General features: G+C 56.4%; 12 protein-coding genes. 9 read left to right on the forward strand and 3 right to left on the reverse strand.

Annotated features, from left to right (window positions below; all coding sequences use genetic code 11):
- The first annotated feature begins 16 nt into the window (after positions 1 to 16).
- From RA157_RS11315 to RA157_RS11330, 4 genes are all read left to right on the forward strand, one after another.
- Positions 17 to 1,285 (forward strand): imelysin family protein, encoded by a 1,269-nt coding sequence (locus RA157_RS11315; protein WP_350333229.1) that lies wholly within the window; start codon positions 17 to 19, stop codon positions 1,283 to 1,285.
- A gap of 302 nt (positions 1,286 to 1,587) precedes the next feature.
- Entirely contained in the window at positions 1,588 to 3,057 is a 1,470-nt protein-coding gene (locus RA157_RS11320) for a di-heme oxidoreductase family protein (protein ID WP_350333230.1), read from the forward strand.
- A gap of 13 nt (positions 3,058 to 3,070) precedes the next feature.
- Positions 3,071 to 4,177 (forward strand): imelysin family protein, encoded by a 1,107-nt coding sequence (locus RA157_RS11325; RefSeq protein ID WP_350333231.1) that lies wholly within the window; start codon positions 3,071 to 3,073, stop codon positions 4,175 to 4,177.
- A gap of 5 nt (positions 4,178 to 4,182) precedes the next feature.
- Entirely contained in the window at positions 4,183 to 5,289 is a 1,107-nt protein-coding gene (locus RA157_RS11330; protein WP_350333232.1) for a DUF1513 domain-containing protein, read from the forward strand.
- A 277-nt stretch (positions 5,290 to 5,566) separates the two neighbouring features.
- On the opposite strand, the gene RA157_RS11335 is transcribed toward RA157_RS11330, so the two are convergent.
- Positions 5,567 to 6,463, reverse strand: a complete 897-nt coding sequence (locus tag RA157_RS11335; RefSeq protein ID WP_350333233.1) for a LysR family transcriptional regulator — start codon at positions 6,461 to 6,463, stop codon at positions 5,567 to 5,569.
- Between the two features lie 148 nt (positions 6,464 to 6,611).
- Here RA157_RS11335 and RA157_RS11340 point away from each other — a divergent pair, with 148 nt between their 5' ends.
- From RA157_RS11340 to RA157_RS11360, 5 genes are all read left to right on the forward strand, one after another.
- A complete protein-coding gene (locus tag RA157_RS11340) occupies positions 6,612 to 7,373 on the forward strand; it encodes a class II aldolase and adducin N-terminal domain-containing protein (protein ID WP_350333234.1) in 762 nt (253 codons plus the stop codon).
- 84 nt (positions 7,374 to 7,457) lie between these two features.
- A complete protein-coding gene (locus RA157_RS11345) occupies positions 7,458 to 8,489 on the forward strand; it encodes a fatty acid desaturase (protein WP_350333235.1) in 1,032 nt (343 codons plus the stop codon).
- Positions 8,490 to 8,534: 45 nt separating this feature from the next.
- Positions 8,535 to 8,852, forward strand: a complete 318-nt coding sequence (locus RA157_RS11350; protein WP_350333236.1) for a non-heme iron oxygenase ferredoxin subunit — start codon at positions 8,535 to 8,537, stop codon at positions 8,850 to 8,852.
- A gap of 91 nt (positions 8,853 to 8,943) precedes the next feature.
- The gene (locus RA157_RS11355; RefSeq protein ID WP_350333237.1) at positions 8,944 to 10,239 is read left to right on the forward strand and encodes a M24 family metallopeptidase; all 1,296 of its coding nucleotides are present in this window, start codon (positions 8,944 to 8,946) and stop codon (positions 10,237 to 10,239) included.
- Between the two features lie 8 nt (positions 10,240 to 10,247).
- Positions 10,248 to 11,069: a 3-methyl-2-oxobutanoate hydroxymethyltransferase gene (locus RA157_RS11360; protein ID WP_350333238.1), complete on the forward strand. Its 822-nt coding sequence runs from the start codon at positions 10,248 to 10,250 to the stop codon at positions 11,067 to 11,069.
- 151 nt (positions 11,070 to 11,220) lie between these two features.
- On the opposite strand, the gene RA157_RS11365 is transcribed toward RA157_RS11360, so the two are convergent.
- Positions 11,221 to 11,814: a YceI family protein gene (locus RA157_RS11365; protein ID WP_350333239.1), complete on the reverse strand. Its 594-nt coding sequence runs from the start codon at positions 11,812 to 11,814 to the stop codon at positions 11,221 to 11,223.
- A gap of 166 nt (positions 11,815 to 11,980) precedes the next feature.
- Complete coding sequence (locus RA157_RS11370) at positions 11,981 to 12,679, reverse strand: sulfite exporter TauE/SafE family protein (RefSeq protein ID WP_350333240.1); 699 nt, start codon at positions 12,677 to 12,679, stop codon at positions 11,981 to 11,983.
- Positions 12,680 to 12,888: the final 209 nt, after the last annotated feature.

A 12,888-nucleotide genomic window follows, 5' to 3' on the forward strand; every position in this document is an offset into this window, starting at 1 on the left:
GGTTGGACATACAACGATGAAACTTGCACGTATTCTTCTCACTGGCGCGGCGTTGTCGCTTCTTCCTGTCGGTGCCCATGCTGGAGGTCATCTCCACGGTATCATCGACAATTATGCAGATATTGCACATGCGTCTTACGAGGATTCTCTGATCACGGCGAAGGCTCTGCAGGCGGCTGTAGACGCATTTATTGCTGCACCATCTGATGAGACGCTCAAGGCTGCTCGCGAAGCCTGGCTGAAATCCCGTGAGCCATACCAGCAGACAGAGGTTTTCCGTTTCGGCAATGCCGCTGTTGATGACTGGGAAGGCAAAGTCAACGCATGGCCGCTTGATGAAGGCCTGATCGACTATGTTGATGAAGGTTACGGCACAGAAGCTGAAGAGAACGAGCTTTATGCAGCCAACGTCATCGCCAACACCAAAGTGAGCATTGGTGGCAGGGATATCGATGCGACCAGCATCACCCCCAAGCTTCTGGCTGAAGAGCTGCACGAAGCCGGTACGGTTGAGGCCAATGTCGCCACCGGTTACCACGCTATTGAATTTCTGCTCTGGGGTCAGGATCTGAACGGCAATGGTCCGGGCGCTGGCAATCGTCAGGCTTCCGATTTTGATACGCAGAACTGCACCAACGGTCACTGTGAGCGTCGTGTGGCATATCTCAAGGCTGCGACTGACCTGCTCGTAACCGACCTGGAAGACATGGTTGGTCAGTGGGCTGACGATGGTTCCGCTCGCAAGGAGCTTGAAGACAAGGGTGAGAAGGGCGGTCTGGCTGCCATGCTGACCGGCATTGGTTCTCTGTCCTATGGTGAGCTTGCCGGTGAGCGCATGAAGCTTGGTCTGCTTCTGCACGATCCGGAAGAAGAGCATGATTGCTTCTCTGACAACACCCACAACTCTCACTACTATGATGTTGTTGGTATCCGGAACGCCTATTTCGGCAAGTACACCCGCATCGACGGTTCAGTCATTTCCGGTGAATCCCTTGATCAGCTTCTTGCCAAGACGGACGCAAAGCTTGCTAAGGAAATCAGCGGCAAGATGGATGCATCTTATTCAGCCTTCAAGGCAATGAAGACCCGCGCTGAAACGGTTGAGGCCTATGACCAGATGATTGGTGAAGGCAATGCTGAAGGGAATGCGGTTGTTCAGGCAGGTATCGATGCTCTGGTTGACCAGACACGGTCGATCCAGCGTGCTGTCACAGCGCTGAAGCTTGATGGTGTAACGGTTGAAGGATCAGACAGTCTCGATAATCCGGGTTCTGTCTTCCAATAAGGCAGACTTCGGTGGTCGTTCCTACTCTTGTGTTCAAGCCGGTTTCCCGTACCGATTTGATCCAAAGCGACCACCGAGATCTGCGTTCTCAGCATGAACCTGTAGGTGCCAGTGCGGGTTCATGTTGCATGGGTGACCGAGGTCGTTTCCCGGCTCTCGCCCTCGGTCACCCAATAACTATATGGATTGTGAGGGGGGATGCAATCCATTAAATGAAAGCTGGGATCGGGGCGCGAGAGTACGCTGCCCCAAAGAGCTGGAAGACGACATTGCGATTACCTCTCAGGATAGCCGAATGGGTCATGCCATTGGGCTTGTTTTTGTGTGTTGGCGTACCCCTCGCGAACGCAGAGACAGAGCTGACCCGATCCGATCTTTCTGAAACGGATCAGAAGCGGGTTGAAGCGGTCACCCGTCCGGCAACGGATTTTTCCGAAGCCGAACCCTTCGAGCGAATGCAGGCGGGGGCCACGACCAGTCGCCGCAAGGCAGACCGGGATGCCTTCTCGCATCCGTCCGCCAATATCTCATTTGAACAGCAGCAGGATTTTCTGGTCGGCAACGGCCTGTTCAAGAAGATCTGGGTGTCTTCTCCGTCTTCCACTCAGGCATCTGATGGTCTTGGACCGCTTTACAACGCCCGGTCATGTCAGCGGTGCCATCTGAAAGACGGGCGTGGTCATCCACCGGTTGGCGAAGAAACCGCAAGCTCGCTTGCAGTCAAGCTTGGTGTGCCCCGGGATGGTGATGAAGAGGGGCGACTGCCTCTCTTCCCGGAACCTGTCTATGGCCGCCAGTTGCAGACATTCGGTGTCCCTGGCGCAGATGCGGAAGCCCAGCTTGAAATTGCCTATGAACGTCAAACGATCACCTATCCTGATGGGGTCGCGGTCCATCTGCGCAAGCCCCGGGTGGTGATTTCCGAGCCAGCCTATGGGGCGTTCTCCGATGAGGCTCGTCTGTCCCCGCGCGTTGCACCACCCATGATCGGCCTTGGTCTGATCGAAGCCATTCACCCGGCGGATATTCTCCGCAATGCCGATGTGGATGACAAAGATGGCGATGGCGTCTCCGGCAGGGTTCCGTGGCTTGATGATGAGAAGACCAGCATTGGCCGTTTCGGCTGGAAGGCGACGGCTGCGTCTGTGCGACGGCAATCCGTCAATGCGTTCTCCGTCGATATCGGCATCTCTACACCGGAAGTGCCTGCCAATTGGGGTGACTGCACGGAAAACCAGCCCTCCTGCCGCAATCTACCTCACGGTGAACAGGCTCATCTCGGTGTCAGTGAAGCACCCGAACCGGTGATGGATCTGGTGACATTCTACTCAAAGAACCTCGCCGTTCCGGTTCGTCGGGAAGAAGGTGAGGCCAATGTGCTGGCAGGCAAGAAGCTGTTCTATGAAACCGGCTGCGTCGCCTGCCACCATCCGAAATATGTCACCAGTCGCAAAGCAGAGCAGAAAGAACACCGTTTCCAGCTGATCTGGCCCTATTCCGACTTCCTGCTGCACGATATGGGTGAGGGTCTCGCAGACAATTTCCCGGAAGGTGCGGCCAATGGACGTGAATGGCGGACACCGGCGCTCTGGGGTCTTGGGCTGACGCAGAAGATCAATCCCAATGCGGGCTTTCTGCATGACGGCCGCGCCCGCACGCTTGAGGAAGCAATCCTGTGGCATGGCGGTGAGGCCGAAGGTGCACGGAACCGGTTCATGGAGCTGGATAATCTGGACCGGCGCAAGCTGATCCGCTTCCTCTCTTCACTCTGAGAAAAGGCAGACCATGATGCGGTCATTTCTGAATGCTTGTCTTGTTGCTTCCGGTCTTGTCCTGAGCTCCGCCTTCATTGTGATCCAGCCTTACAGAGCTGATGCGGCAGAGGGTCGTTTCGCCGGGGTGGCTGACAGAGTGCTGGACGGTTATCTGCGTCCGGGCTACAGGGCTCTTGAAGAGGATGCCGGGCGGATGGCAGATGATGTGGCCGCGTTCTGTGCGGCTTCTGAAACCATTGCTCCGCAGGCCTTGAAGGACCGGTTTGCCCGTCTTGCGCGGAGCTGGTCCCGGCTTGAGTTTGTTCGCTTTGGCCCGGTCATTGCGGGCCATCGCTATGAACGGCTGTTCTTCTGGCCGGATGTGAAAGGCCGGGGCCTGCGGCAGGTTCGTCGTTTGATGAAGGCGAGAGATGCCGTTGTGGATGATCCTGCGGCGTACCGAAAAAAGAGTGTTGCCCTTCAGGGCCTTCAGGCACTGGAATATGTTTTGTTCGATGGGAAGGCCGTTTTCGGACCTGACGAGGCCGGGCAGTACCGTTGCCGCCTGGCGATGCGCATTGCAGCGGGCATTCATGACACTGCGTCCAGTCTCAGGGCGGATTGGGACAGCGACGATGGCTATGCCCGGCTGATGAACAATCCGGGACCGGATAATCCTGTTTACCGGTCCGAGAAGGAAGTGGCGCAGGAGCTGATTACGGTACTGGTCTCAGGCCTTGAGGCCATCCGGGATCGCAAGGTGCTGGTTGCCCTCGGACGTGACGGAGCGACGCCCAAGCCGAAGCGTCTGCCATTCCGCCGCAGTGGACTGGCAATTGAGGCATTGGCTGCTAATCTGGATGGCCTGGCCGAACTCTACAGGGCCGCTGGTTTTGACCGGGATCTGAAGCAGAATGACCAGTGGCTGCAGCAGGGTATCCCCTTTGAATTCCGCAATGCGGATCGGGCGCTCTCCAGTCTTCAGATGTCCATTGAAAACGCCGTTGCAGACAAGGATGCAGCAGAGCGCCTGCGCTATGTCTCTGTGGTGGTTGATACGCTGGGGGAAGCGATTGGTGTTGATCTGTCAACCGCAATTGACCTGAAGGCCGGGTTCAACGCGCTGGACGGAGATTGACCGGGATGGAGATTGACCGGAGAGCTTTCCTTGCTCTGGCTGGTATGGGGGCCTGTATTGCGGCAATGCCCCGCCTTGCGGATGCCATGGACGGGGGAGACCCGCTCTTTCTGTCATCTGCTGAATTGCCGGAGGGTACCCATGCTATTCAGGTTCTGACAGAGCGGGGGGATATTCTTGCGTCCTTCCCGGTGTCAGACAGAGGGCATGGTGCAGCAGTGCACCACGGCACCGGTCGCGTGGTGGCGTTCGCCCGTCGCCCCGGTACGTTTGCCCTGGCCTTCGACAGGCAAAGGCTGGCCACTCCCGGGACACTGACAGCGCAATCCGGACGGCATTTCTACGGCCATGGCACATTCTCACCGGATGGACGTCTGCTCTATGCAACAGAAAACGACTTTGAACGAGGCGAAGGGCGTATAGGGCTTTATGACGCAACAGATGGCTATCGGCGTCTGGGGGAGTTCCCAAGCGGTGGTGTCGGCCCCCATGATATGGCGCTGATGCCTGACGGCAGAACATTGGTGATTGCCAATGGCGGCATTGAAACGCATCCGGATTTCGACCGGGAAAAGCTCAATCTGCCAACCATGAAGCCGCTCATCACGCTGCTGGACCGTAAGACCGGTGAACTTCTGGAACAGCATGAGGCACCGGCCTCCCTGCATCAGGTTTCTCTTCGCCATATGGCGATCGCGACCAATGGAGATATCTGGGTGGCCGGTCAGTTTGAAGGGCCAGCTTGGGAAACGCCGCCGCTTCTGGCACGTGTGAGGCAGGGCGAAGGGCTCAAGCTGTTCTCAGCCCCCCAAAGAGCGCAGATCAGCCTCAACAATTATATGGCATCCATTGCGCTGTCCGGGGATGAGACAACGCTCGCGATCACAGCACCTCGTGGCAACAGGCTGACATTCTGGAATGCTGAAACCGGTGCTTACTTGGATGGCGTGGATCTGACGGATTGCGGTGGCGTTGCTGCAAACCGCTCTGGCGGGTTTCTGATCTCAAGCGGCGAGGGTGATCTGGTGCACGCATCGCGACAACACCCTGGGTCCAGCTGGTCGAGAACATCCGTACCTGTTCGCTGGGACAACCACCTGACCGGTCTCTGAGACTGAAAAAGGCCGGAAGAAGGATCTTCAGAAGGGTCTTTAGAACAGTCCTCCGGCCAAGTCAGTTGGGTAGACCTTTTGCAAGCAACAAACGGTCTGATCGGTAATCAGGCCGTCGGTCTTGCGGAAACCGATTGGCCGGACGCTGACTCTGGTGAGTGAGTCGTGACTACCGAGACACCTCACTTTAGCGGCAACATTCCGTAACGGAAAGGGTCTGATCTCCGACTTATGATCAACTTTATCAGAAACTCTTCATTTCCTGGGTGCACTGTCATCAGTTGACATCCGCCATGTCGCCAAGCTCCTTTTCCAGCCAGCTCTTGAACGCAAGGGCGGCAGAATTCATCGAGCGTTCCGGCGGGGAAATCAGATAATACCCTTCGCGCAGGGGCAGGGTGAGGTCAAAGGGTCTGGCAAGGGCCCCCTGGGCGATCAGGTCATCCGCGATCAGGCTGTGGCCGAGTGTCAGACCAAGGCCCCGGCGGACGATTTCAAAGGTAACTGTAAATGTGCTGGCCCGATGGATGGGTTTTGACTTTGGCAGGCCTGAACCCGCAGCCTTCAGCCAATTGTCCCAGCCTTCCAGCATGCCGCTCAAATCAAACAGGTCATGGTCAAGCATATCAGATGGCGTCTGGAGCTGCGGCAGCAGGGACGGCGCGCAAAGCGGGAAATAGCGCTGCTCGCCAAGTCTTTGCCCACTGATCCCTTCCCATTCACCGCTGCCGAACCGGATTTCAACGCTTGCATAGGGGCGGGTGAATTCCGTTGTCCAGACCGAGGTGGACACATTCAGAACCACCCATGGATGCTCTTTGATGAAACGATGTATGCGCGGGGTCAGCCAGTAGATCGAAAAGGCAAGATTAACGTGGATCTCAACATAACGGTCTGAATCATTACCGGAGAAAATCCGCTGGGTCCCGTCTGCAATCAGTCGGAAGGCCGCTTCCACATTGGGCAGATAGGCCCGCCCGGTATCGGTCAGCTGCAGACCGCGTGGCCGCCGGATGAACAGGGCCTGCCCCAGATGAGCCTCAAGGGACTTGATCTGCTGGGAGATGGCAGACTGAGTGATATGCAGTTCCTCTGCGGCCGTGGTGAAGCTGAGATTTCTTGCAGCGGCTTCAAAGGCACGCAGCCAGTTGAGGGGCGGCATGTGGTCCGACATGGCAGGATTACTCCGATAAATTAGTTAGACATTAGCTGAACTAATGTATCGTGTCATTTTTATTCGTTTGCCCGGATCGGATTTCGAGCGCTTAATAGGCGCAGTTTGGAATTGTTCTCGTTTGAACTCCATGGTGAGGAGGAATGCCATGAGTGTGAGCCATCTGTCCGAAGCGCGGCTGTCGAATGACCCCTATTACGAGCAGCGTGTTGATCTGGCCTGTGCCTTTCGCTGGACGGCGCGCCTGAACATGCATGAAGCCGCAGCCAACCATTTTTCTCTGGCTGTCTCAGATGACGGCAAGAAGTTTCTCGTCAATCCGAATTCCCGGCATTTCTCCCGCATCAAGGCCAGTGATCTGCTGCTGCTCGATGCCGATGACCCGGAAACGATGAACCGACCGGATGCCCCGGACCCCACTGCATGGGATATCCATGGCGCAATGCACCGTAATCTGCCCCATGCCCGTTGCCTGATGCATGTGCATTCCAAATATGCCACCGTTCTGGCGACGCTGCAGGAAGCGACCCTGCCACCGATTGACCAGAACACGGCCCGTTTCTTCAACCGTATTGCCGTTGATGACGGTTTTGACGGCATGGGGCTCGGGGAAGAAGGCGAACGCTTGACCACGACGCTTGGTGATAGGAAGATCCTGGTCATGGGCAATCATGGTGTGATGATTGCGTCTGATACGGTCGCTGAAGCGTTTGACTCGCTCTACTATTTCGAGCGGGCCTGCGAGACAGCCATCACAGCCTATATGACCGGCAAAGAGCTGCGGATTCTCTCTGATGAAGTGGCGGAAAAGACAGCCCGTCAGTGGGAAGATTATCCGGGATCTGCAGAAAACCATCTGCGTGAGCTGAAGGCCATTCTCGACGAAGAAGGCTCGGACTACCGCCAGTAAAACACTGGATACGCTCTAAAACAAAATCACAAGGCGCGGGCTTGTCGCTTGCGTCAACGGGAAAGATGTATCGGGATTTAGGCGATGGCTGATTATATCGCAACCAATGCGGCTTCGTCCGGCGTCAAGTTGGATAAGAAACTCGTCAAGCAACTCTCACGCCGGTCAGACAGGCCGGGTCTGATCTATACGGCCCAATGGCTTGTTCTACTGGCCCTTACCGGAACTGCCGTGTGGATGGCACTTGGCACATGGTGGGTTATCCCGGCCATGCTGGCCTATGGAACGGTGCTGACCGTGCCGTCCTATTCCATGTCCCATGAATGTGCGCATGGAACCGCCTTCCGGACCCGCTGGCTGAATGAGACCATGTTGTGGATCTCGTCTCTGCTCTATTTCGAGGAGCCGTATCACCGGCGGTTCTCCCATGCCAGCCATCACACCTATACCTGGATGGAAGGCAAGGACAGCCAGATGCCGTTTGACACACCCATGGGGCTGAAAGAGTGGTTTCTGGAAGTCACGGGTATTGGCCTGTTTATCTATGAGTCCCCGCTCTACATCCGCAACGCACTGGGCCGGTTCTCCGATGAAGTCCGCCGTTACACGCCGGAAAGTGAACTGCCGAAACTGAAATGGGGGGCACGGGCCTGCCTCGCGATCTATGGCAGCCTCGCTGCTGTTGTTCTCGCAGGTTACTGGTGGCCGGTCATCTTCATTCTGATTCCACGCCTTGTGGGCGGTCCGATCATGCTGCTGTTCACCCTGATCCAGCATGTGGAGATGCAGGAGAATACGCTTGATCTGCGCGATTCAACCCGCTCGTTCCGGACCAACTGGCTGGGTCGGTTTCTCTACATGAACATGAACAACCACATTGAGCATCATCTCTATCCAATGGTGCCGTTCCACCAGCTGCCGGAGTTGAACAAGGCGGTGAAGGATCAGCTGCCTGAGCCGGATCCGGGCTTCTTCCGCACCAATATCGAAGTGTTCTGGGTGGTTCTGAAACGCAGTCTCCGTCTGGGGACTAAGGCCCCCAGCATTCGCCAGGCCCCGCATATGATTGCGGAACGGGGGGCGAAGGCAGAGCGCATTACAAAAGGCTATGTCTGATCTCTATGGCAGACAACAAAAGACCGGGAATAAGGAAGACGATTGATGAGTGAGAACTGGGTTCGAGCCTGCGCAACGGACGATATCGATGAGGAGGATGTGATCCGCTTTGATCACGATGGACAGACCTTTGCTGTCTACAATACACCGTCGGGCTTCTATGCCACCCATGGCATGTGCACCCATGAAGAGCAGCATCTGGAAGACGGTCTGGTGATTGATGATGTGATCGAATGCCCCCTGCATCAGGGCCGCTTCCACATCCCGACCGGAGAGGCCAAGGGGGCACCGGTCTGCGTGAACCTCAAGACCTATCCGGTCCGCGTGGACGGCGAGGATATCTACATCAACACTGCTGGCTGATGTCATAGCAGGACCGGCGGCTTTTACAGCAGTGCCGGTCTTTCTTTTTCAACGCGCTGACGAGCAGCAAGGCTGCTTTGGGAGGACAACAATGAGCGCGACGGATTATACCAAGAGATTTGCAGCCAAGCCGCAGCCCCTGACCCTTGAGAAGGCCGCGAAAATTACCCCGCCCATGCAGCTGGTAGATACGGAAGGCATGATTGATGTGCCCCGCATGCGCGCCTACAGGCTGGAGCGGGTGCGGGAGCAGATAAAAGCCCATGATTTCGGTGCGATTGTGCTGCTTGACCCTCTGTCTATTCGCTATGCGGTGGGTGTCAGGAACTGTTCCCTGTTCCAGATGCACATTCAGGCCGGTTACCTGTTTATTCCGGCAGAAGGCCCGGTCATCTATTTCGATTCCGAACCGGGCCGTGTGACAGGGTCACAGCTTGAAACCATCGATGAGATCCGGTCTGATATCCTGCCGCTCTCCTATATGTTTTCAGGCTACCGACATGAGGAATGGTCGAAACGCTGGGCTCAGCAGATGCTGGATCTGATGGACGAGCATTGCCCGGATAATCGTCGCCTTGGCATTGAGCGGGTTGGTGTGATGGGAACCCAGGCTTTCGATGGCCTCAATGTGGAGATTGTCGATCCGGCTCCGGTTATGGCGCATGCCCGGAAGATCAAGTCGCCTGAAGAAATCCTCTGCATGAACCAGACGATTGCCGTGGCTGAAGATGGCATGACCCGGATGCGGGACAATCTGCGTGCTGGCATGTCGGAAACCGACCTCTGGAGCTTCATGTGGCAGGCGAATATTGAGGGCGGTGGCGAGTGGATTGATTACCGGCTTCTGTCATCGGGACAGCGTACAAATCCGTGGCAGCAGGAAGCATCCTCGAAGATGATCCGCCCTGGAGAGCTGGTCTGCTTTGACTGCGGCATGATCGGCCCGTGGGGGTATGGGGCTGATATCTCCCGGGCGTTCTTCTGCGGACCGGGCAAGCCGAGTGACTATCAGAAGATGCTCTATACCCAGGCGCTTGAGGAAATCCGCCATAACACCGAGCTGATGCAGCCGGGAGCGAGTTTCCAGGAGATTATCGAAAAGCGCTATGTTCAGCCCGAGGGTCTCGGCGACAAGCCCTATCCGGCTCTGGCCCACGGCATTGGCATGGCGGACGAATATCCTGTTCTCTACTACCCCGCTGATGAGCAGTTCCACTTCGATGGCCATCTGGAGCCTGGCATGGTGATCTGCGTGGAAAGCTATGTGGGCGAGATGGACGGAGAGCAGGGTGTGAAGCTGGAGAACCAGCTTCTGGTCACAGAAAGCGGACCGATTACCCTGTCCACTTACCCGTTTGAAGATGAACTTCTGTCGCGCGAGATATGAGAAACCCCATGCGGAATATCTATACATTCGGCGGCTTTCCGGCGCGTCGCAACGTCACCATTGCCGACCTTCAGGCAGGCAAGGGCAAACGCAAGTTCACCGAGACAACCGCCTTTACCCCTGATGAGGCTCTGGCTGCGCAGGAAGCGGGGATTGATACACTGTCCTGCAATGCCTGGGACATTGCTGAGGTGCGCAAGGCGGCTGACACCATCTTCATGACAGGCGCCTTGCCTTATACGGACTACATCAGCGCCGATGATATCCTGAAAGGAGCCATTGAGACACTCGAGGCCGGTGCGGACATGGTCTATACCTGTCGCGGCCTGCACATAATCGAGATGTTGGCAAAAGAGGATATCCCGGTCATGGCGCATGCTGGCCTTGTGCCGCGCAAGAGCACCTGGGTCGGCGGTCTGAGAGCCATTGGCAGGACGGCAGAGGAAGGCATGGCGCTCTATCAGTCTGTCAAGGATATCGAGAATGCCGGGGCGGCTGCCGTTGAAATTGAGGTGGTGCCGGAAGAAACGCTCGCAGCGATTAATCCGCTGACAAGTCTGATTACCTTCTCCATCGGAGCCGGGTCAGGCGGCGATGTGATGTTCCTGTTTCAGGAAGATATCTGCGGTGAGACGGAAAACCCGGCCCGCCATGTCAGGACTTACGGCAATCTGAAACGCCTGAAAGACCAGATGCAACAGGAACGGATCGCAGCGCTGACGGCCTTTCGCGAGGATGTGGAACGCGGTGGATTTCCGGGCGACGATGTCTCTGTCAGGCTGAAGCCGGAAGAACATGACCGCCTTCAGGAGATGCTGGCGAAGCTGTAGCGTCAAAGACCTGCTCCAAAGAGTAAACGGCTGACCGGGGACGGTCAGCCGTTCCGCTCTCGACGCCAAGTCGGCGAGCGGTCAAACAGGACTCCGAGAGAAGGGGGGCGCGGTTCGGAGTCCCGCAATCTGTGTGAGCGATCCTGAAGGATCAGTATTTCATCTGGTTGTAGACCAGACGGAAGGACAGCGGCACGGCCAGATCAATGCTGTCGAGAGACGCAAGCTCGCGAAGCTTTTCAATGCCGGCTGTAAGGCCGAATTCATCCGCATCCAAAACAACGAAACCGTCGCTCACGACCATGACTTTGTCATCAGCCAGGCGGGTCACCACGACCGGGGCCTCAACCTCAACCGCATTGCCTGCGATGGTCAGCGTGCCTTCAAGATCGTAGGTCATGATGCCGCCGGTCTTCAGGTCTTTCAGCTCATCCAGGTCCAGTTTGCCGGAGAAGGTGGCTGCGGGGTGCTTTTCGGAATGAAGCACATGCTTGTGCATCCGCTCATTGCGGATATCGATGTTGGTCTCAAGGCTTTTCACGTCGACGGAAAGCGTTGCATTGCCTTTCGCATCGACTTTGCCCGAAACGGCTGAGAATGTGTGAACTTCACCAGTGGTGGTCTTCTTGACGGACCCGAATGTAACCACGGACTGTTCACTGTCTACAGACCATGTAGCCGCCTGAGCCGCGAACGGAAAAGTCAGAGCGGTAGCGAGGGCAAGCGTCTTGAGCATCGTTTTCATGATGAGGGTTCCCCTTTTGTTGTGTCTGACACGGAAACAGATGGTGCGACAATTTATTCATTCTGCCTATAAAAAGACGGATAACGAAAGCGTTATCACACAACGCTCACCTCTTTCAGGTGCAGTCGCAACTGCCTGGACAGCAGAAAATCAGAAGGGAAGCGGGCTATATGATGCACAAGGCCTGAGGCATATAGGTGTTCAGCAGAACGCTGCCTAAACCGAGACCGGCGATAGCCAGTCCGATGGACATTCGGGCCAGACCACGGGTATTGATCCGGGTCAGACTGGTTACTCCGAAGGCGGAGACCGTAACCGCTGGCAGGGTGCCAAGGCCGAACCCGGCCATCATCAGAACACCGCCTGTGGCCGATCCGGTCAGCATGGCTGTAAACAGTGCACCATAGACCATGGCACATGGCACAAGCCCCCAGACCATGCCCGCCAGAAACGGAGCAGATGAGGATGGCCGGGCGGAACCCCGTGGCATCAGCCGGGCCATGATAGGGGCGGCGAGGCGATCAAGACCTGACAAAGGCGGCAGAATGCCCGCAACCGAGAGACCAATCCCGATCAGCGTTACGGCAGCAGCCCATTGCAGAACTGAGTAGGCCAGTGACTGGTCGAACAGGCCATAGAGTTCAGCACCTGCATAACCAAGGACGCCGCCAGCAATCATATAGGATGTGATCCGGCCAAACTGGGAAACCAGCAGAACCCGGGCACGGGTCAGCCTGTCCTCCGGCCGGAACATGAACACCAGCCCGGATGCAATTCCACCGCACATGCCAGCGCAATGAAGGCTGCTGGCAAGGCCAAGCAGCAGGCCGCCCAGAAGGCTGAATTCGGAAACCGTAATGTCCACGCGTCAAGATCCCGATTGATAGGCTGATGACCATGTTTCTCATGGTCTCATCGTGATTGCTTTGATTCTGCTCAAACCGTTCTCACACCGTAGAACAATCCAGGATTCAGACTCATAAACAGTCTCTTTGAGATATGCGATTGGGCGCTTTGACACATCTTCTGGTCGTGAATTCGCCGGGAAAGAGTGGTTTATTTGACCAAAAGGTC

This window comes from Coralliovum pocilloporae (assembly GCF_030845175.1).
GTDB lineage: Bacteria > Pseudomonadota > Alphaproteobacteria > Rhizobiales > Cohaesibacteraceae > Coralliovum > Coralliovum pocilloporae.